Below are 20,715 nucleotides of genomic sequence, written 5' to 3'. Positions count from 1 at the left end.
CGCCATGCAGATAAAATATCATCAACGTCTATACGCATTACTCCTCATCGTCGCCGGATGGGCCGCATGCCGCCAATCCTCCAAACCAGCAGGAGAGAAGCATACCGCACACCAGCAACATATCGCTACCGCAGGCATCAGCCTCGATGCACAACTACAGCCTACCAATAAGGCCGTACTGGCACAGCTGCCAGTCACCGTCATCAAACAACAGGAAGTGCCGGAAATACTTACCATACAGGGATTCATCGGCTACGATACCAGGAAGATAGGTACCATCGCTGCCAGGGTAGCAGGCAGGATAGAAAAACTATATATCAAACGCCGCTACCAGGACATTCAAAAAGGCGACCCCGTCATGGAAATATATAGCCCAGCACTACTCAATGCCCAACAACAACTACTACTGCTCCTCCAACAGGAGGCCTCCAATACACCCCTCCTCGAAGCAGCCAAACAAAAACTGCTCCTCCTGGGGGTAGCCCCACGGCAATTGCAACAGGTCATCGCAGCCCGCAAACCCGTTTACACCTTCACCGTATATAGCCCCTACAGCGGTCATATACATGAAGCAGCTGGCGCCGGCGCTACCATGGGAGCAACAGCCGCAGCTCCCATGACAAGCACCATCCCACAGACCGCCGAACTGCCGGTCAAAGAAGGCATGTACATCGAACAGGGACAGGCCATATTCGAAGTCAATAACCCCGCACAGGCATGGGCCGAATTATACCTGTTTCCCGAACAGGAAACATTGGTCAAATTAGGCGACCGCGTACGCATCACTCCAACCTCCGGCAAACAGGAAGGCTTCCGGGCCCAGATCAGCTACATCGCCCCCTTCTACAAAGCAGACAGCCGCCAACTCACCGCCCGGGTATACTTCGATAATAACAAACTACACCTCCCCATCGGCAGCGAAGTGAGCGCCACCGTATTCAGCGATGGCCGGCAGGGCTACTTCCTGCCACAATCCGCCGTCATCTCACTCGGCATGGAGAAAGCCGTCTTCGTAAAACATGACGCCAGCTTCCACGCCAGAAAAATTACCGCCGGCATCAGCAATGGCAACCTGATACAGATAAAAGAAGGACTCACCACAACAGATACCGTCGCCGTCAACGCACAATACCTGGTCGACAGCGAAAGCTTTGTTAATGTAAATGAATGATCATGAAAATGATAACAGCCAAACCATACCACATATACCTCCTGCTGATAGGCGTACTGCTCTTCACCGTAGTCGCCTGCAATAACAATAACAACAAACAGCCAAAGGATACCGCACAACAAGATACCTACTACACCTGCTCCATGCACCCACAGATCATAGAACATGGACCAGGACTATGCCCCATCTGCCACATGGACCTCATCCAGGTACATCGTAATGGCAACAACGCTCCGGGCACCCTGCAACTGAGCCGCGAACAGGAGATCCTGGCCAACATACAAGTAGATACCGTTAAGGAAAAGAACCTGGGAGACGAAACAGTCCTCACCGGCAGACTGGTCACAGACGAAGAACGGATCTCCGCCATCAGCGCCAGGATAAGTGGCCGAATAGATAAACTGTACTTTCGTAACGAAGGCGATTTCGTACAGCAGGGCGCACCACTATACGAACTTTACAGCGAAGAACTGAACAACGCTAAACAGGAATATATCCTGGCACTGGAGAAAAAAGAAGAACTGGGTACCGCCACCATCGACTTCACCCAACTGCTGGAGAGCGCCCGCCATAAACTACAGCTCTGGGGCCTCTCCGATAAACAGATCAATACCCTGGCTAAAGAACGTAAAACATCACCGCTCACCACCTTCTACAGCCCCGTAAGCGGATATATCTCAACATTAGCCACCACCGAAGGGAGCTATATCATGGAAGGAGGGACCCTGCTACGCATCGCAGACCTCTCCTCCATATGGGCCGAAGCACAGCTTTATGCCGCACAGCTGCCACAGGTAGACCTGGATGGCATGGCTATTGTAACCGTACAGGGAACAACGGAAACCGTCGCCTCCGGACACATCGCTTTCGTCAACCCGGAACTAAATACCGGCACTCGCCTGAACCTGCTCAGGGTGAAAGTGAACAACACCTCCGGCCTGCTACGCCCCGGAACACCCGTATACGTCACCCTCCGGCAACAACCCTATAAAGGGATCAGCCTGCCCATTGATGCCGTACTCCGCGATAGCAAAGGCGCCGCCATATGGATAAAAACAGCTGCCGGAAAATACCAACACCGCATGGTAAAGACCGGACCCGAAACAGGCCGCCAGATAACGATCCTTTCCGGCCTGACAGCAGGAGAACAAGTAGTCACCAGCGGCGCATACCTGCTCCAGAGCGAATATATTTTTAAACATGGCTCCTCCGCAATGACCGCCCACACCCACTAAATACAAGGAATATTATCCATTCACGTATAAACTGTAATTCACATGAAACATTCAGCCGTAATAGAAGCATGCGTAGCTTGTATGATTGCCTGCGAAAATTGTGTAACAAGTTGTATCAGGGATGGACAGCCCTTAAATTGCTGTCAGCTTTGCCGCGATTGCGCCGACATATGCGCACTCTGCATACGTTTTGAAGCAAGAGGTTCCGCACACCTAGCGGCCCTCTGCCGCCTCTGTGCCGAAATATGCGACGCCTGCGCCGCCGAATGCGAAAAACATGCCGCCCACCACCAGCATTGTAAAGAGTGTGCCGAAGCGTGCAGAAAATGCGCAGATGCCTGCACCAAGGCATAGGACATCAATTGTAAGACACCACGCCTGCAGACAACTTCGCCGCACCAACGCCGTTCACAAGCCCCTTTATATACAGGGTATAACTCTTACCATTCGTCAGGATGAGATTAGGTAATGTGATCAGCGTCCGCGGCACCGCCTCCGTCGTGCTCACCTCCAATGTATACGCACCGCTGTTGGTCGTATTAAATGGAGCAAAAACCCGCTGCTGCTCCAAACGACCCACATAAGTAAGTATACCTCCCACCTGCACCCGGCTATTGCCGCTGGTCAGCCATATCTGCACCGGCGGCATATCCGGCGACAGGTGTAACAACCGCAGGCCCGCCTTACTGCCACTCAACACCGGCACCGTATCCCGCAAAAGAAATGGCGTCAGCTGGTAATCCTTCACCTCTCCATAAGAAACCAATGTATAATATTGATCCCGCTCCAAAGTGATCCGCCCACTATGCAGTAATTTTTCCCTATCATCCGTTATCTTTAACTCCCGGTCCACCACCACATTCGACAAAAGATAAGGAGAACCGGATTTACCACTGTGATAACCCGAACCCACACCTCTGGTAATAATTTTTTTACCGTCTACCGACAATAACAATGGTGGCGCATTGTGAGCACCATTGATCAACGCAATATTAGACCGGGGAATGTCCGGAAGAGGAGGATGTTCCTGCTTTTTACAGGCGGAAAAACCTAATAACGAAATCGCCAGCGTGGAATACAGGATTTTTAACGTTGTAGGGTAATACATGGGCAACTTTTTTTGAACGCTCGTGTTATTTACAGATAAAAGAGTGCTACAGTACGAGAATACTACTTGAACTATGATGCTATAACTATACTTAATGCAATCCCCCTATGCCAATACGCTGTAAAAAAATTGTTAAGTTGACAATAATAGCCCTGCACATAAAAAAAGCCAGTAAGCATATGCTTACTGGCCGCAATTATAATTAATAGAAGGTGACAGCTAATTATGTTGGATCACCTGAAGCCCGAGCTCAGGATCTGAACTATCATTCAAGCCTTCCAGGTAAATAGTATAACTTTTTCCCTCCGCTAACTCCACACCACTCATCTCCAATAAGGTCTGCGCCGGGGTGCGCGACGTCTTTACCCGCAGATCAAAAGTCCCCGCATTAACAGGCGTGAACTTCTCCAATGCCTTCGTATCAGGAGAAGGGCCGATATAACGCAGACGCGTAGCGATCTTATTCACCACCGTTCCCTTCGAAAGCTCTATATCAACCGCAGGCGTATTGGTAGAAAGATGAAGGATACGCAATTGCGCCTTCCCCTTAGCTGGAGTACTCAATACATCATTCAGCAAAAAGAACACCGCCTCCGAATTCTCCTGCTCCCCAAATACAAAAAGTGAATAATGCTGATTGCTTTCCAATGTAATACGACTCTCAATAATAGGATAGTCATCCGCATCCGTCGCAATCAACTCCTTAAAATTAACAGGCGCTACCTCCAGGTAAGTAGCCTGCAACTTACTCACCTCCGGAGCATAACTAACAGGAGAGGAAGTCACCTTCTCCCCGTTAATATGAAAATCCAAAGCACCCACATTATAAGCAGTATTGTAAATAGCTAGTTGAGCAGGTTGCCGGACAGCAGGTGCCGGAGCATCTTTTTTACAACTCGCCGCGAAGCAAACGGCAAAAAAGGCCAAAGTAATGACCGGAAAAGTGTACAGGTAGTGTTTACGCTTCATGAATGCCAATTTATGGTATTTCTCCATAGTATTAACAACAAAATAACCCATACCCCTACGCCTGGTATTGTTTTTTTTTATTATATGCCCTGCCAGTATTCTGCATCTCCTGTAAACAGGCATATAGCTACCTGCTGCTCCTCGCACTCGCATTTGTATTATTGATAATGTTGCCTAAAAAGCATACCGCCGCATAAAGAAGATCAACTACAGCCGGTCGTAATAAAAGATGAAACTACTCTTACTGCAGCCGCCAAAAATACCAATACCATTATGGATATTGTTAACGCCCGGCCGCAGTAACCAGGAGTAAATATTACCCCCGCTCTCTTTTTGCTCTTCATACCACTTCAGATAACGGTAGAGATCTTCCGTAACAGATTTCACTTGTATAATGATCCGCCCTTTCTGTGCCGGGTCGGTCGTAGAGAAAAATTCCTTGTTAACAAACACAGTGTCGGTGATCGTACCGCCGTTAAAAGTACGGTCAGTATAAAATAATCGGTTATAAGGCCCCTCCGATAACGGCGAATGACGATTGTCAAATACACGGCTCTTACTATATAGCTCCATACGCTGATACTGAGGACTAGTCGTCGTATCCGACAACAATCGCACCCCTGGCTCTCCCTTCACCCGGTCATACAACGCCTTGTTCTCCTCCGTATCATAATCATACCGCTTCTGCTGCCAGATAAAATAACGCACGCGCTTCATCGGCTGCTTAAGCGCCTCAACAACGTAAAAGTTATTCTCCCGCGCATCATCCTGCAACGTGAAACGGAAAGAAAATACCCGCAATGTACCAAACAACAGCGTACTGGAAGTATCTACCTTCCGGATCGTAATAGGAGAGGGCATCATGACACTGGCCGTCGCCACATCATTACGCACCGTATCTTCCACCCGCAAAAAATATCGACGCCTGCTCTCTATCACCGAAGGCCCCGTATACACCGCCGCAGGATTTGTAGTATATATCGCATTCTTATTCAATTGTACCGGCAACGGCAATTGCTCATCATTCGTTAAGGTCAGCCGCGCAGTCTTCACCTTCTCAAATTGAGTAACCTGCCCCGTACCCGCCCGCATACTCCGCGATATAGGCAACGACACCGTATCACCAGCACTTAGCTCCGCCATGATCACCAGCTTATCCGGTAAGGGCGTATTCATGAACTGCCGCTTCTCCTTACAGGAGAAGAAGAGCATCGCTAATGAAAAAATGAAAGCTATGCGAGGTGATAAAATACGCATGTTAATCAGTTAGTCCCCTTTCATATCATCAAAAAGCCAGGGAGGCAGAAATATACGGCGTTATATCCAATAACTTGTTCTTGATCACATCTAACCGGGAAGTACCCGACTCGTCGCTGGTCAGACTATAAAGATACTGACTGGGTGCACCAGATACATTATACACTCCGGCAGTAAATGTCCATTGCCACTTCTTCTTACTCTTGGGCTTATACTGCCCCGATAAATCAAGCCGCTGGTAAGGACTCGTACGGAACTGGTTCACAGACGCATAATGATACGTGAACTTATAATTGTTAAAACCCAGGTTCGGATTAAGGATCCCCTGCGTATTGTCAAAGTCCGGTACCAGGTACTGTGGCAACGAATACATATCCCCGGATGCAATATTCCATAGCAAGGTAGCACTTTTCGTCTTATCAAAACGAACCGTCGCCGTAAGATTCAAATCATGCCGCCGGTCATACTTAAAAGGAAACCGCTTGCCGTCATTAATATCCGCAAACTTACGCCAGCTGTAAGACAAAGTATATGCCCCCGTCAACTGCACCGGACCAAAATCCTTGATCGCCGCAATCTCCAATCCCTGACTGCCACCATACCCCGACTGCACATTCCGCTCCCAATTGTTCGCATTGTAAAATACACTACGACCCTCCACATAATTCGTCACATTCTTCAGGTACTTCTTATAGATCTCAAACGTCAGACTGAACTTTTTCTTGCTCCGGAAACTGTAACCCAAATTAACCATCAGATTCTCCTCCGGCGCCAGCTGCGCCGTACTGGGCACCCACAAGTCCGTATTCACATCCATAAAAGGATTGGTCACCAAATGCAAATACTGCACCACCTTATTAAAAGACCCATACAGCTGATGCTCCGGACTAATATTGTATTGCAAATAAAAACGAGGCTGCATCACCTTGTAACGGAAAGTCTTATAGCGGTAAGAAGAAAAATGTAACCCCGGCCGGAATAACCACCGCGGACTGGGTTTCACCTCCGCCTCCAGGTACAGCGTACCCTCCCCGTAAGGCAACTGATCCGTCTTACGGAAATCCCCGGGGTCCAGATCCTGTAATACATCACTCACCAGGCTCTCAAAAGGATTAATACTGGTATACGATAACCGCATCCCAACATTGAACTTCAGCTGGTCATTGATATATTGCTCCAACTGCGACTTGATGCTGAAAAAGTAAATAGAAGAAAGCGTATTGATAGAACTATGCTCCTTCTGCTTACCCGTACTGTCTGCAGGCATATTCAACTTATAACCGGTCGCATTGTAATAACTGCTGAAAAATACAGACGTCGTAATGAACGACTTCGACTTCAACATGGAAAACCAGCTGAAAGAACCAGCCGCATTCCCCCAGCGCTGCCGGGTATTCAGAGAACCATCGTCAAAAGTATACGACAGCTTATCCCGACTCGTATAAAGATTAAGAGCAAGTTTATTATTGGGATTGATCCAGTGCGTTACCTTCAATTGCGCGTCGTAGAACTTTATCCGCGTATCCTGGTTCAGCAACCGCGTTACCGGGTCGAAAAGACTCTTCCGGAAGGAGAGAAGCAACGCCGTCCTGTCCTTTTTAATAGGCCCCTCCAGCGTCAGCGAACTAGCCACCGTACTCAGGTTAGCCTGCCCTCGCCAGTGTTCCATATTGCCGTCCTTACTATACACATCCATCACCGACGAGGCCCCACCACCAAAACGGGAAGGAAAATCACTTTTATAAAAAGCCGCCCCCTTTACCGTAGCACTGTTTACCACCGATAACGCCCCCAGCATATGCGTCGGGTTAAAAATAGGAATACCGTCCAGCATAAAAAGATTCTGGTCCGGCCCACCACCCCTTACTAACATACCACCGGAAAGGCTGGGTGCCATCTTCACCCCCGGCAACAAGTACAAAGACCGCAATACGTCCTGCTCACCCATCACATTGTCATAATAAGCCTGCCGTACCGTATCGTTTTTACTGCCCATACCTTGTAGCCTCGTCGGCGTAGCAGATACGATCACCTCGGGCAGATCCGTACGCTTCGCCATATGCACGTCCGCCCGTGTATCCGCTTTCAATTCCACAACAGGCGCATTCGAAGTATAACCAATATAACTCACGTCTATCCGGTGCATACCCTCGGGCAATTGTAAACTATAATATCCCGAATTATTGGTAACTGTACCACGCTGTGTCACAGCATCCCGCACCGTCGCACCAATAAGCGGCTCCCCACTGCCAGCCTCCCGCACAATCCCGAATATGACATATTGATTGCCTGACTCCACTATGATAGGTAATCTAGCCGCCGCAGGTGTAAGGATGATCTTCCCATTACGCTCCACAATACTGACCTGTTGCCCTTCCAATATCAAAAACAATAAGCCTCCTAGCGTATAGGTACGCTTCCGGAGCTGGATCACGCGGTTCCCGTCAATATGGTCAATGGCATATTCTACCCGGTAACCACTACGCGAATTAATATCCGATAAAAAGTCTGCAACGGTAGCCCGCTTTTGAGCTGGAGAGAAGCGAGACTGCAGGACAGCAGAATGCTGCCCCCTTAAAAGAAAGGGAAGAATACAAAATAAAACAACTAAAACTGCTGGTAACAGCTTCATCTAAGATGTGTACATGCCACTTGATCAGTACTAAAGCAGGTGGTGAACCGCTTACTTTTAATGTTATTTACGCTTCTTTACAACGTAAAGACTATCAGACTTTTCGATCGTATAGCCCGTCATTAGCTGAAGCTCATCCTTTACCTCTTCCCATGATTGTCCCTTGTTGATATGAAGTACAATGTTAAAACTGTCAATTTCAGCTGCAAGTTCGGGGCTTATACTGATCCCTATCTGGTAATGTACCTGCAAGGTAGTTAATACCTGCGACAAAGGCGTATGGTTAAAGTCAAGTATACCCGTTTTCCAAGAAATAAAATTGGAATCAACCACCGCAGACTGAGAGAAATTGTCCGCTTCCAAACTGGCCTTCTGGCCAGCCGTTAAAATAAGTTTATCCGTCTCCCTCAGCTTTTTCGCAAAACTGACTTTCCCGGAAATAACCGCCATCTCATCCCGCGTACGCTCCGCATTTACCCAAAACGAAGTACCCAGATCCCGGATAATAGCATGCTCAGTAATAATCGTAAATGGTTTAGACGCCTCAAACTCCACCTCGAAAAACCCTTCCCCGTCTAATTGTAACTGCCGGTGCGCTTGGTTAAAGTCCTTTGCATAAGCTAAAGTAGCCCCCTTACGGAGAAAGGCAATAGAACCATCCGGCAGCTTTACCCGCATATCCTTTTTCGATGCCGTGATATACTCCATGTCCCGACCATGCTCCATCATAGTAAACCAGGCCGCTACCGCCACAATCAACGTCACCGCTGCCGCAGCCATCCAGCCCCAGCGCAACGTACGGACCACACGACCCCCACTAACCGGCACAGGAACCACCACCACCCTACGGGGATCAATTTTCTGCCAGGCAGCCGCCTTATCATATGTAGATCGGTCAAATATCAGGGCACTATCTTCCCAGACAGTCCTGAAAGACTCATAGGTCTGATGGTTTTCGGCACTGATCGCTTTCCATTGCGCTAACTCCCGCTGCTCCGCCTCAGATGCCTGACCGCTCAGCTGTTTGTGTATAAGTGTAACAATATGTTCGGTAGTATTCATTGAACAAAATAATACGGTCTATCGCCTTTATAACATGAAAATAGGAGACACCCCTATGCCACGTTAAAAAAATCCTAAAAAAATTAAAATTGCCAATGGCACACCTTTCTCCTTCATAAAAGCCCTTAAGACCTTTAATGCCTTACTCATTTGATTCTCAACGGTTTTTATGGAAATATGCATCGTGTCGGCAATCTGCTGATAAGTAAGATTGCCAGATCTGCTCAATGTAAAAACCTCCCGGCAACGCTCAGGCAACAATGCAATACCTTCCGCAATCAATGCCCCCAGATCCCCGCTAAAACCATGATCCGGCCCCTTCTCCACCGGCACCTCATCCGCCAGATCCTCTCCGTCCCACTCCACCTGGATCATCCGGCCCTCCTTCTTCAGATAAGTAAAACAATTATTACGGACAGCCACATATAAGTATAACTTACATTCCCCCTTCTTATGCAAAATGTCCCGGTGTTTCTCCCATATCCGTATAAAAGTCTCCTGCACAATATCCTCACTGGCCTCCCTCGACTTCAAAAAAGTAAAGGCATAGTTACACAAGGCATCGTAGTGGACCTCAAATGCTTCCCTGAAATACCCGTATGTTATATCTTCTCCTTGGTAGTCTTTTTCCGTTTGCATGCAATCTGTCTCGATATATAGTGGCGAGGTAATTGGAAAGATCAGCAAATCTTCCGGGTTACATGCCCGCTGCAATTTAATGTTTCTAAGTCAAATAGTTAGCCCTCCCCCCATAGAATAACCCCGCACATCGCAAGCACAATCCTTTTATTACCCCTTTGTACAACTTTAACACGTTAGTGTAATAATTCATGTTGCATTTCAAGTTATCTTGCAACTCTCAGAGAGACAATGCCAAAATCTAAATAGTACTATAATTATAAATTTAAGAGCCAGAATTATAGACAGTCACGCGGTACATGCCATTTTATCATCCAGGTGCCTTACTCATCCGTGTAGCAGAAAGGACACCATAAAAAACGTCATCAAACAGAACAACTGAAATCGTCACTAAAATAGGGGAGAATCTGTCGCCAGCCATCAACTGTCAGATCACTGATCTTCAATATCTATAATCATCAGCCTTGGCCATTCGCTGATTAACCGAGTATTTAAAAAATCTGTTTTACCGGTCTTACCCGATATGCCGGTAGTGGGGCTTTTATACCTGCCAGGGTACATTTTTTTACTGTCAACTAAAATCTAAAAAGCAAGAACTATGAGGAAAACGTTTTGCTTGTGGCTAAGCGCATGCCTGCTGCTAGCTGGCTTTGTACAGGCGCAGTCAGTCACCGGGCGCGTGACCGATGCAACTGATGGATCGGCTATGCCAGGCGTAACAATCGCTATCAAAGGAACCAAAAGAGGTACTGTAACAAACAACGATGGAGCCTATACCCTCCAGGTACCTCCCAGATCTACACTTATGTTCACCTTCGTGGGATATAACAACAAAGAGATCACCATCAATAATAACACCGTAATAGATGTCGCCCTCCAGCGCAACGACAAACTGCTCGATGAGATCGTAGTCAGCAGTTATGATGCTACTACACGCCGTAAGTATACTGGTGCAGTATCCACTGTAAGCGCAGGCAAACTAAAAGATATCCCCGCTGCTACCTTCGACCAGGCCCTGCAAGGCCGCGTAGCTGGTCTTTACAGCACCGCAGGAAGTGGGCAGCCTGGTTCCGCCAACAGAGTGGTAATACGCGGGCAGGGTACCATCAGTGGCTCCTCCACACCCTTATATATAGTAGATGGTATTCCCATCGAAGGCTCTCAGTTCGCATCCCTCAATACGGCCGATTTCGAAAGTATCACCGTACTCAAAGATGCCAATGCTACTGCATTATATGGCTCCCGTGGCTCTAACGGCGTGATCGTGATCACCACCAAAAAAGGTAAAGAAGGTCGCGTCGTATTCGGTCTCCGTACCCAACATGGTATCTCCACACAGACACGCCCCCGCTTCGATATGATGAACGCTGCAGAACGCCTCAAATTCGAAGAAGAAATAGGACAGGAAACCGGCGCTACCTACGGCCCCGGATGGTCCCTCTCTCCGCTCAACCCACGCAACGCCAACCTCAGCGAAGCAGATAAAGCTAAAAACAAAGGTGTCCTCGATAGCTTACGCAATCTAAACACCGACTGGAGAAAGATCTTCTTCCGCGATAACGCCAGATTCCAGGAACATGAACTCACCGCCAGCGGTGGTAATGAAAGAACACAGTTCTACACCGCCCTCAATTACTACAAACAGGACGGTATCGCCCTGCGCTCCGGCCTCGAAAGATATAGCTTCCGTACCAACGTTGACTTTAAAGGAGATAAATTCAGCGCTTCCGTAAGCTCCGCCATCGCATACACGAACCTCAGCTTTATTGAACAGGAAAATACAACCTCCATCTTAAACCCATTCGCAGCCGTATACTACGCACTGCCTTACGAATACCCTTACATCAATGGCGTATTGGTAAATAGTAGTAATAGTGCTGCCTACAACGTTTATGACCAACGCGAAGGTTCCGATGCACTCGAACGCGTACTCAACACCACCAGCAAAAGCGGAGAACTGAAAGGCGTGATCAGCGCTCGTCTCAAATACGACCTGCATCCGCACCTGTACGCACGTACCACCGTCGGTATCGACTATCGCCAGCGTACCGGCTCCCGCTATATCAACCCCAATTCCTATACCGGATCACAAGCCACCGGAAGACAGGGTTCATACGGCGAATCCTTCTCCCGCTATATGCAATTCACCTCCACCTCAGGGCTGACTTATCACAACAGCATCAATAAGCACGACTTTGAAGTGTCCGCATTATACGAATTCAACCGCGCGAAATACAACGACAACAGTTTCACAGGATACGGACTCAATCCATTATTCCCCGAAACACCGGTAGGCATCACCCCCGGTAACAATACCAACGGATTTATTCCCGTAATCAGTGGCAGGAAAACAGGTAATGCCCTGGCTTCTGTAATCGCCATCGGTAAATACTCCTACGACGACAAATACACCCTCAACCTCACCTGGCGCCGAGATGGCTCCAGCACCGTGCCGGAGAAAAACCGTTGGCATTCCTTCTGGTCAGTAGGTGCCGGATGGGACCTTAAAAAAGAACAATTCCTGGCTAACGTAAACGCCCTCTCTACCATCCGCCTCAGAGGTAGCTATGGCCTGTCCGCTACTCCGTTCCCGTCCGACAGAGACTTCGGATATGTAGCCTCCTATGCACCCACCAGGTATGATGGTACCCCGGGCGTAACACCGAGCGACATCGGTAACCCCGACTACGATTGGGAATACAGCAATATGCTCAACTTCGGTATCGACCTCGCTGCCTTTAAAGACAGGCTGCGTGTGACCGTAGAATGGTACAATAAAAGAACCAGCAACCTCTTCGTCGATCAACAGCTGTCCCGTACTTCCGGATTCACCAGCCGCAGGATCAACGCGGGCGTTATGCGCAACCGTGGTATAGAAGTAGACATCGCCGGAGATGTCATCAGTAATAAAAACGTTACCTGGACCATCGGCGCCAACTTCGCCTACAACAAAAATGAAATACTCGAACTGGGTGAAGTAAATGAATTCGTTCAGGGTACCAGCATCATCAGAGTAGGACTACCCATCGGTACGCACTACGTAGTGAAATACGCAGGCGTAAATCCGGAAACAGGTAAAGCAGAATACTACTCCGCAGATGGAAAAACCAAATCCACCGCTTACAATACCGCCACCATGAGCGTAGCAGAATTCGGTACCTACAACCCGCCATTCCTCGGTGGTTTTAATACCAGCGTATCCTGGAAAGGCCTTACACTCGATGCCGTATTCTCCTTCGCCTCCGGCTACAAACGGTTCAATAACGAAGACTTCTTCAATCAGAACCCGTCCTTCGCTACCAGCAACCAATCTACCCAGTGGTTCAACCGCTGGAAAAATAAAGGAGACCAGACCGATATCCCCGCATTCGGCGATCCGAGAAGATTCTCCTCCAAAGACATCCAGGACGCTTCCTATATCCGCTTCAGAAACCTGCGCATCGGTTACTCCTTGCCTAAAAAATGGCTGGCAGCAACTAAACTGCTCAGCGATGTGCAGATCTATGCCTCCGGACAGAACCTCTTTACCATCACCAACTGGAATGGCTTCGATCCGGAAGACAATAACAATATTTCGACATTTGAATACCCTGCAGCTCGTACCTACACTGCCGGCGTGAGAGTTAATTTCTGATCTTAAGCGTATAAACCATGAAACTGAATATAAATAAACTACTATATACCAGCCTCGCCTTCTCCGTACTTGCCACCGGATGCCTGGCCGATCTGGATCTGAAACCAACCGACTCAGTAGACCAGGCTACGTCTATCAAAACAGTCAGTGACCTGAATACCGGCGTAGTCGGTGTATATGCCGGCTTCGCAGCAGCAAATACCCAATACGCCACCTCATTGCTCACCGACGAAGCCACCATGCCGTTAGAAAATAATACGGGTAGGGGAGTGATCGTATATCGCTGGCAATATGATGCCGGCGGCGGAGAAACAGCGCCGGCCTGGGCCAACTATTACGATGTCATCGACAGGGGAAACAGACTGCTGAAAGTCATCGATGGCATCCCTGCCACCGATGCCGAACTGGCAACCAAAAATAGATTGAAAGGAGAGCTACTGGGATTACGTGCCTTTGCACACCTCGAATTGTTACGGTACTACGCTGTAGACTATGAACCAACTTCGCCGGGCGTACCGGTCATGACCGTATCCCAGCTCAGCAAACCTGGCCGCGAAACAGTGGGTAAGGTCCTCGAACAGATCAACAAAGATCTCACAGATGCCAAAGCACTGATACCAACAAGTTTTACCCCCAACACCCGCATCACACTGAACGCAATCACCGCCATTCAGGCCCGCGCAGCACTGCTGCAAAAGAACTACGATGCCGCTATAGGTTTCGCCACCGAGATCATCAACAAAGCAGCACTGGCTTCCCGTACTCAGTTCCCCAATATCTGGCTGGATACCGACAACACCGAAGTAATATGGAAATTGAAAAGAGATAACGGACAGGAACGCCTCGGTACCAACTACCGCGATCTCACCGGCCGTATCATCTACGCACCTGCATTCAAACTGATGGATCTATTCGATAAAACAAATGATATCCGTTTTGCCAGCTACTTCAAAGCACTCAACACCAGCCCCACCAACCCTCGCTGGACCGTGCAGAAGTTCGTCGGCGGACAGGCAGCACTCGTCAATCTCGCCGATGCTAAATTGTTCCGCGTAGCAGAAATGTACCTCATCCGTGCAGAAGCATATGCAAAACAAGGTGCCGCCGGTCTGCTGTCAGGCAATGCCGACCTCACCACACTACGTACAGCTCGCATCGCAGGATATGTACCCGTAGCCTACGCTACACCTGATGCTCTCCTTACCGCCGTGATCGAAGAACGATTCAAAGAACTGGCTTTCGAAGCCCATCGCTATGTAGACTTGCGTCGTAACAACCTGCCTATTAACAGGGGACCCAACGACGTGGCACAGGCACAGGGTGCCGTGAACCTGACCACCGACCGCAGAGAGTATTACATACCTATACCCAATGCCGAAATCATGGCGAACGAAGTCATAAAACAACATCCTAAATGGCAATAAAATAAGCTATAACTGTTACACATAAAAAGGGCGGCTCCCCATAAAGGAGACCGCCTCTTTTTTTAAATATACAGGCTGACTATATCCCGAATTGCAGCCGGGGCCAGGATGGATCCTTCAACGCCGCCCTGCCGATCGCTACCAGGTCCGCATGCCCTTCCTCCAATACCCGCCGGGAGATCGTCATATCATGCAAACCGCCGTTCGCGATAACAGGCACACCCAGCATCGCCTTGGCCAGCCCGCTGTAAGAACTGCCGTCCGGATAATGTGTCTCCGCAACCCAGTTACCTCCTTCCGCCGCAATATGAACATACGTCGGCGCACTCGCTTTCACCGCCGTCAGGACCGCTTGTGCCGTCGCCGCACCGTCCGGCCAGCGATAATCTAAATGATTGACCTTGCCTTCTGACAAACGCAATCCCACCACAAAACCTGCCGGTACCACCGCTCGCACCGCCGCCAGTACCTCCGCAGTAAAACGGAAACGGCCAGCTACATCCCCACCGTAACCATCCTCCCGCTCATTCGTATAGGCTGTCAGGAACTGATCAGGCAGATAACCGTTGGCAGCATGTATCTCTACACCATCAAAACCCGCAGCTACCGCATATCGCGCCGCCTGCGCATAGCCAGCTACTGCCTGATCGATATCCGCTTGCGTCATCGCACGGGAAACAGAGTAGGGGCCGGCCCCGCCATATCCTTTCAACCGTTCGCCTAAAGGCTGCAACGCAGAGGGGGCCTTCGGTACCGCATGATATTGTGATAGTCCGCCCGCATGCATCAACTGGGCCATAATAAAAGCACCTTCCACATGCACCGCCTTCGTAATAACCTGCCATCCCGCCACCTGCTCCTCATTTACAAGCCCCGGCTGCTGCGGATAAGCCTGGCTGAAATGATCGTCGGTATAGATACCCTCACTAATGACTAAACCGAAGCCGCCCGCAGCGTAACCTTGATAATATGCCAGCATCGCCGCCCCAGGCACTCCGGCAGCATCCGCACTGATACGTGACATAGGAGCCACCGCCAGCCGGTTTTTTAATGTCAATTGTGCTATATGGGTAACCGTCGTAGCAGGATGAGTAGTAAGTGTCGTTTGCATATCTGCTCGTTTTATTGTGCCCACAAAATTAGTAGCACAACAGGCCGCCAAACGTTAAACTATTATAATAAACAGCGTTATAATAATTGTATCCCCCCCTCCCGTTTTAGTACCTTTGCCCCAAACAAAAGCGTTCATGCAGGAACAGGTAGACACCGCCAGACAAAAGATACTCGCACAGGTAGATAGATACATCACCCTCACCACAGCCGAACAGGAATACTTCCTGTCTTGCCTGCAGGTCAAAAAACTACGCCGGCGACAATATCTCCTCCAGGCAAGAGAGATCTGCCGGTATGAAAGTTTTGTCGTGGAAGGATGCCTCCGCTCTTTTTATGTGGATGATAACGGTGATGAACATACGCTACACTTCGCAATAGAAGATTGGTGGATATCTGACCTGGGGTCCTACCTTCGCCAACAACCTGCGGCTGTGCATATCGAAGCACTAAGCCCCGTTACAGTATGGCAACTGGACCTGCCGGCACTGGAACAACTATATCGTGAGGTCCCTGCCTTTGAAAAGTATTTCCGCATCCTGCATCAGAATGCCTACATCGCACAAAACGAACGCATCCTGCACAACATCAGTATGACAGGTGCCCAACGTTATGAAGCATTCCTGAAGAAATACCCCGCTTTACCACAACGTATACCACAGAAATATCTCGCATCCTATCTGGGCATTACACCAGTATTCCTCAGCCAGATCAGGTCCAAAAACACTGGTAAAGAAGAATAACTGCCGTCACCGATTTGCTAATTCCATTTCCTATAGTTATCTTTATCGCATGATAACAGCTGCATACCATATTTTACAACATGCCCCCGGATATCCCGGTGGTCGTACCGTTGTATTATGTGCAGCCGTACTCGTAAATAACCTGCCCCCTCCTGTACTGCCTCCTCCACCTGTTGTTTAAGACAACATTTTCCATTTAAAATATTGCTGAAGTACCATCACCTGTATACATGGCTGGCGTATGCCCGTATACAGACGGCTGATCGCCGTCTGGTCACTCACGCATGACCGTCTCTTATAGGGTCAGATTCTTTATTCACTGTTGCCACAGATCGCATGGGCAACAGACAACCGTTTAATGACATGTTCAAAGGAATGATCCTCGTTCTCATAGGCGCCTGCTGCTATGGCGTACTTTCTACATTAGCCAGTATTGCTCACAGTAAAGGATATGCGATGGGGGATGTCGCAGGAGCACAGGCCTTTTTTGGCATGCTGGCGCTATGGTCCCTGCAGCTGCTACCACATAATAAACAAGCAACTTCCACAGCCGCCTCGCCAACCACACCAGCATGGAAAGTAATATTGGCAGGCTCTTCTATCGGAATGACTACCTACATTTATTATCAGTCCGTCATCTATATCCCGGCTTCCCTGGCAGCCATATTGCTGATGCAGTTCTCTTGGATCAGCATGCTGATAGAATGGATCCTGTTTAGTAAACGCCCCGCCAATACACAATTCATTACCATGGCAATATTGCTGCTGGGCACCGTATTAGCTAGCGGGATAATAGGTATACACAACGGATGGCCCGATATAAGAGGTGTAGCTATCGCCTTCCTGTCCGCTATCGTATACGCCGTCTACGTAGTCGTAAATGGCAGGGTAGGAAATGGCTTACCTGCCCTCCGAAAGAGCGCCTTGATGATCACAGGCTCCACATTGGGCATCCTCCTCGTAGGTACCCCCACCTTCCTCATCTCAGGCTTGCTATTCACCCCTTTCGGATGGCAGATGGCAGTCGTCGCATTGCTGAGTACGATTATCCCGCCGCTCTGTTTCGCCGCTGGCATCCCCAGAGTAGGAGTGACCATCAGCGCAATGCTCATGACCGTAGAACTCCCGGTAGCCGTCGTTAGCGCACACCTCCTCCTGGGAGAACCCATTTCCGCCTGGCAATGGCTGGGAATTGTCATCATGCTCGGGGCCATGTCCGCCCCACAATGGCTGGAAAACCGCCGCTAATACCCAAAAGCCGGTGCCCAGGCACCGGCTTCTATTAATACTGATTCAATATGATAATCATATAGATTAAAATAAAGTCAAACGTCTTTCTGCCAAATAAGCCGTACCTTTGCGGCATCGAAAAGCAATAAAGTCACAAGATGGCAACTCACAGCGGGCATCTTGCCCCGGTGCTTCCGACCTTGTGACTTTATTTTTTTAGCTGTTATAAAATAAAAGAAAAGAGTTTGTCATTCGCAGATTTACAACTGATAGCGCCCATACTGGACGCACTGAACGAAGAAGGATACACATCGCCAACACCAATACAACAACAGGCCATCCCGGTCGTGTTACAGGGGAAAGACCTCCTGGGCTGTGCTCAGACGGGTACCGGTAAAACCGCCGCTTTCGCCATACCCATACTGCAACTTCTATATCAACACAAACAGGCAGCCGGCAGTATACGCGCACTCATCCTCACACCCACCCGGGAACTGGCCATACAGATAGATGAAAGCTTCGCCGCATATGGCCGCAACACAGGACTCAAACATGCCGTGATCTTCGGCGGCGTATCCCAACAAAAACAGGTAGAAGCCATCCGCAAAGGTGTTGATATACTCATCGCCACCCCGGGTCGACTGCTCGACCTCATCGCTCAACGCATCATCACCCTCCGACACCTGGAGTTTTTTATACTCGATGAAGCCGATCGTATGCTAGACATGGGATTCATCCATGACGTGAAAAAAGTGATCACTCAACTGCCAGCTAAAAGACAGACATTGTTTTTCTCCGCTACCATGCCACCGGAGATCGCCAAACTGGCAAATACCATACTCACAGCACCGGTCAAAGTGGAAGTAGCACCCGTCTCCTCCACCGCAGAAAAAGTCGCGCAATGCGTGTATATGGTCGAGAAAAAAGACAAAGCCGCTCTCCTGCAATATGTCCTCAAAGACAAATCCATCGATCGCGTCCTAGTATTCACTCGTACCAAACATGGCGCCGACCGCGTAGCCAAACAACTCAATAAACACAATATCAAAGCTGACGCCATCCATGGCGATAAATCCCAGAATGCCCGCCAGCGCGCACTTACCAACTTCAAATCCGGAGACCTCCGCGTACTGGTAGCCACCGATATCGCCGCTCGTGGTATCGACGTCGAAGAACTATCATACGTCATCAACTACGAACTGCCTAACGTCCCCGAAACATACGTACATCGCATCGGTCGTACAGGAAGGGCCGGATGGAGCGGTAAAGCCTTGTCCTTCTGTGACTTCGAAGAAAGGGAATACCTGCGCGATATCAACAAACTCACCGCCCAGTCCATCCCCGTTATCACCGAACATCCCTACCTGTCCGCAGGCGCACCGCCCACAGTACCTGTCCCTCAACACATGACAGCACCGAAAAGCAACACGCCGGCCAGGAAAGAGGGAAAACGCAATGGACCCAATCCTCGCAGAAAATGGAAAGGTCATGGCAACAAGACCAACAAACCGTCCTGATAAAAGAGCATATTAGTAAGAAAGCCTCCCGCAAAAGGAGGCTTTCTTTATTTTACAGTAGCTAAAAGCGAGTCTATGTCTGCCGGATCGTAATCCGGACACGCACCGGGAAAAGTAGCCACCAGTGCCCCCAACGCCGCCGCATATGATAAACATTGTTCCGCAGGCCTACCCAGATTACGCTGCGATAAATAGCCGGCCAGAAATGCATCCCCGCTGCCAATAGTATCTACCACCGTCACAGGAAACGCCGCTTGCCGGTGCCATTGCCCATCCCGGTACAATAACGCCCCTTCCGATCCCATCGTCACAATCACCTCCGGTATCTGGAACCGCTCGCTCAACGATATCACCACCTCCCGAGGAGCCGCCTCCGGCAAATACCAACTTCCCAACAGCTGCAGCTCCGTTTCATTCAACTTCAGAATATCGCATTGCGACAACAGCCATTCCAACCGCTCTCGCGTATAATGAGGCGCCCGCAGATTAATATCCAATACCCGGATGCCGGCCCTCGGCAATGCCTGCGCCAATGTCTCCCTGCTCACATCATGCCGCACCGCCAGGCTGCCAAATATAAAGTAACCGCCTGCCGTCGCCGCCATCAAATGCTCAAACTCCCGGTCCCAACTGATAAAATCCCAAGCCACCGGCGCCACAATCTCATAACGTACATCCTGCCGGTTGTCCATATGCGCATACACCTTTCCTGTCTCATGCACCGTGTCGATCTGCACCGACGTTATCGCCACCTCCTTCGAACGCAGGAACGCGACCAGCTGCTTGCCTAATTCATCCTGGCCGATCCGGGATACCGGCGTCACCTGCATACCCTGACGGTGCAGGTGATAGGCCACATTCATAGGCGCACCCCCGGGCGATGCGCCCTCCGGTAACAAATCCCAAAGCATCTCCCCAAAGCAGATAAAGGAACGTATAATGCCTTCCTGGTGTTGCATCATATATCGTAAAATAAAATGGTAT

16 protein-coding genes are annotated in these 20,715 nt (G+C 49.4%); 8 read left to right on the top strand and 8 right to left on the bottom strand.

What is annotated here, in order from left to right; translation table 11 throughout:
- The first annotated feature begins 4 nt into the window (after positions 1–4).
- From KTO58_RS10715 to KTO58_RS10705, 3 genes are read left to right on the top strand one after another with little or no spacing between them, the layout of a single operon-like run.
- Entirely contained in the window at positions 5–1,171 is a 1,167-nt protein-coding gene (locus KTO58_RS10715; protein WP_095839365.1) for an efflux RND transporter periplasmic adaptor subunit, read from the top strand.
- A 2-nt stretch (positions 1,172–1,173) separates the two neighbouring features.
- Positions 1,174–2,406, top strand: a complete 1,233-nt coding sequence (locus KTO58_RS10710; protein ID WP_157753039.1) for an efflux RND transporter periplasmic adaptor subunit — start codon at positions 1,174–1,176, stop codon at positions 2,404–2,406.
- 42 nt (positions 2,407–2,448) lie between these two features.
- Positions 2,449–2,760, top strand: a complete 312-nt coding sequence (locus KTO58_RS10705; protein ID WP_095839367.1) for a four-helix bundle copper-binding protein — start codon at positions 2,449–2,451, stop codon at positions 2,758–2,760.
- A gap of 4 nt (positions 2,761–2,764) precedes the next feature.
- Here the strand turns inward: KTO58_RS10705 and KTO58_RS10700 are convergent, their stop codons facing one another.
- The 6 genes from KTO58_RS10700 to KTO58_RS10675 form a co-directional block, all read right to left on the bottom strand.
- Positions 2,765–3,514 carry a DUF4397 domain-containing protein gene (locus KTO58_RS10700; protein ID WP_095839368.1) on the bottom strand — a complete coding sequence of 250 codons (750 nt, stop codon included), beginning with the start codon at positions 3,512–3,514 and terminating at the stop codon, positions 2,765–2,767.
- Between the two features lie 219 nt (positions 3,515–3,733).
- The gene (locus tag KTO58_RS10695; RefSeq protein ID WP_225860189.1) at positions 3,734–4,483 is read right to left on the bottom strand and encodes a DUF4397 domain-containing protein; all 750 of its coding nucleotides are present in this window, start codon (positions 4,481–4,483) and stop codon (positions 3,734–3,736) included.
- Positions 4,484–4,690: 207 nt separating this feature from the next.
- A complete protein-coding gene (locus tag KTO58_RS10690; protein ID WP_095839370.1) occupies positions 4,691–5,740 on the bottom strand; it encodes a DUF4249 family protein in 1,050 nt (349 codons plus the stop codon).
- A 28-nt stretch (positions 5,741–5,768) separates the two neighbouring features.
- Complete coding sequence (locus KTO58_RS10685) at positions 5,769–8,372, bottom strand: TonB-dependent receptor (RefSeq protein WP_095839371.1); 2,604 nt, start codon at positions 8,370–8,372, stop codon at positions 5,769–5,771.
- Between the two features lie 63 nt (positions 8,373–8,435).
- On the bottom strand, positions 8,436–9,434 hold the full coding sequence (locus tag KTO58_RS10680) for a FecR family protein (protein ID WP_095839372.1): 999 nt from the start codon (positions 9,432–9,434) through the stop codon (positions 8,436–8,438).
- Positions 9,435–9,497: 63 nt separating this feature from the next.
- On the bottom strand, positions 9,498–10,073 hold the full coding sequence (locus KTO58_RS10675; protein ID WP_095839373.1) for an RNA polymerase sigma-70 factor: 576 nt from the start codon (positions 10,071–10,073) through the stop codon (positions 9,498–9,500).
- A gap of 598 nt (positions 10,074–10,671) precedes the next feature.
- On the opposite strand from KTO58_RS10675, the gene KTO58_RS10670 reads away from it, so the two are divergent.
- Positions 10,672–13,707, top strand: a complete 3,036-nt coding sequence (locus tag KTO58_RS10670) for a SusC/RagA family TonB-linked outer membrane protein (protein WP_225860188.1) — start codon at positions 10,672–10,674, stop codon at positions 13,705–13,707.
- A gap of 17 nt (positions 13,708–13,724) precedes the next feature.
- Positions 13,725–15,131 carry a RagB/SusD family nutrient uptake outer membrane protein gene (locus KTO58_RS10665; protein ID WP_095839375.1) on the top strand — a complete coding sequence of 469 codons (1,407 nt, stop codon included), beginning with the start codon at positions 13,725–13,727 and terminating at the stop codon, positions 15,129–15,131.
- Between the two features lie 79 nt (positions 15,132–15,210).
- On the opposite strand, the gene KTO58_RS10660 is transcribed toward KTO58_RS10665, so the two are convergent.
- The gene (locus KTO58_RS10660; RefSeq protein WP_095839376.1) at positions 15,211–16,242 is read right to left on the bottom strand and encodes an oxidoreductase; all 1,032 of its coding nucleotides are present in this window, start codon (positions 16,240–16,242) and stop codon (positions 15,211–15,213) included.
- A gap of 136 nt (positions 16,243–16,378) precedes the next feature.
- On the opposite strand from KTO58_RS10660, the gene KTO58_RS10655 reads away from it, so the two are divergent.
- From KTO58_RS10655 to KTO58_RS10645, 3 genes are all read left to right on the top strand, one after another.
- Positions 16,379–16,984 (top strand): Crp/Fnr family transcriptional regulator, encoded by a 606-nt coding sequence (locus tag KTO58_RS10655; protein WP_095839377.1) that lies wholly within the window; start codon positions 16,379–16,381, stop codon positions 16,982–16,984.
- Between the two features lie 363 nt (positions 16,985–17,347).
- Positions 17,348–18,232 carry an EamA family transporter gene (locus tag KTO58_RS10650; protein WP_198314946.1) on the top strand — a complete coding sequence of 295 codons (885 nt, stop codon included), beginning with the start codon at positions 17,348–17,350 and terminating at the stop codon, positions 18,230–18,232.
- Positions 18,233–18,459: 227 nt separating this feature from the next.
- Positions 18,460–19,731 carry a DEAD/DEAH box helicase gene (locus KTO58_RS10645; RefSeq protein ID WP_095839379.1) on the top strand — a complete coding sequence of 424 codons (1,272 nt, stop codon included), beginning with the start codon at positions 18,460–18,462 and terminating at the stop codon, positions 19,729–19,731.
- 47 nt (positions 19,732–19,778) lie between these two features.
- On the opposite strand, the gene KTO58_RS10640 is transcribed toward KTO58_RS10645, so the two are convergent.
- Positions 19,779–20,693, bottom strand: coding sequence for a carbohydrate kinase family protein (locus KTO58_RS10640; protein WP_095839380.1), 915 nt, complete (start codon positions 20,691–20,693; stop codon positions 19,779–19,781).
- Positions 20,694–20,715 lie beyond the last annotated feature (22 nt).

This window comes from Chitinophaga pendula (assembly GCF_020386615.1).
GTDB lineage: Bacteria > Bacteroidota > Bacteroidia > Chitinophagales > Chitinophagaceae > Chitinophaga > Chitinophaga pendula.
The sequence above is the reverse complement of the archived record's forward strand: the minus strand, read 5'-3'. Positions and strand labels throughout refer to the sequence as shown.

What these genes read in the sequence shown, in the direction of transcription:
- KTO58_RS10715 (WP_095839365.1), top strand. Translation starts at nt 5, where the DNA reads ATGCAGATAAAATATCATCAACGTCTATACGCATTACTCCTCATCGTC.
- KTO58_RS10710 (WP_157753039.1), top strand. Translation starts at nt 1,174, where the DNA reads ATGAAAATGATAACAGCCAAACCATACCACATATACCTCCTGCTGATA.
- KTO58_RS10705 (WP_095839367.1), top strand. Translation starts at nt 2,449, where the DNA reads ATGAAACATTCAGCCGTAATAGAAGCATGCGTAGCTTGTATGATTGCC.
- KTO58_RS10700 (WP_095839368.1), bottom strand. Translation starts at nt 3,514, where the DNA reads ATGTATTACCCTACAACGTTAAAAATCCTGTATTCCACGCTGGCGATT.
- KTO58_RS10695 (WP_225860189.1), bottom strand. Translation starts at nt 4,483, where the DNA reads ATGAAGCGTAAACACTACCTGTACACTTTTCCGGTCATTACTTTGGCC.
- KTO58_RS10690 (WP_095839370.1), bottom strand. Translation starts at nt 5,740, where the DNA reads ATGCGTATTTTATCACCTCGCATAGCTTTCATTTTTTCATTAGCGATG.
- KTO58_RS10685 (WP_095839371.1), bottom strand. Translation starts at nt 8,372, where the DNA reads ATGAAGCTGTTACCAGCAGTTTTAGTTGTTTTATTTTGTATTCTTCCC.
- KTO58_RS10680 (WP_095839372.1), bottom strand. Translation starts at nt 9,434, where the DNA reads ATGAATACTACCGAACATATTGTTACACTTATACACAAACAGCTGAGC.
- KTO58_RS10675 (WP_095839373.1), bottom strand. Translation starts at nt 10,073, where the DNA reads ATGCAAACGGAAAAAGACTACCAAGGAGAAGATATAACATACGGGTAT.
- KTO58_RS10670 (WP_225860188.1), top strand. Translation starts at nt 10,672, where the DNA reads ATGAGGAAAACGTTTTGCTTGTGGCTAAGCGCATGCCTGCTGCTAGCT.
- KTO58_RS10665 (WP_095839375.1), top strand. Translation starts at nt 13,725, where the DNA reads ATGAAACTGAATATAAATAAACTACTATATACCAGCCTCGCCTTCTCC.
- KTO58_RS10660 (WP_095839376.1), bottom strand. Translation starts at nt 16,242, where the DNA reads ATGCAAACGACACTTACTACTCATCCTGCTACGACGGTTACCCATATA.
- KTO58_RS10655 (WP_095839377.1), top strand. Translation starts at nt 16,379, where the DNA reads ATGCAGGAACAGGTAGACACCGCCAGACAAAAGATACTCGCACAGGTA.
- KTO58_RS10650 (WP_198314946.1), top strand. Translation starts at nt 17,348, where the DNA reads ATGTTCAAAGGAATGATCCTCGTTCTCATAGGCGCCTGCTGCTATGGC.
- KTO58_RS10640 (WP_095839380.1), bottom strand. Translation starts at nt 20,693, where the DNA reads ATGATGCAACACCAGGAAGGCATTATACGTTCCTTTATCTGCTTTGGG.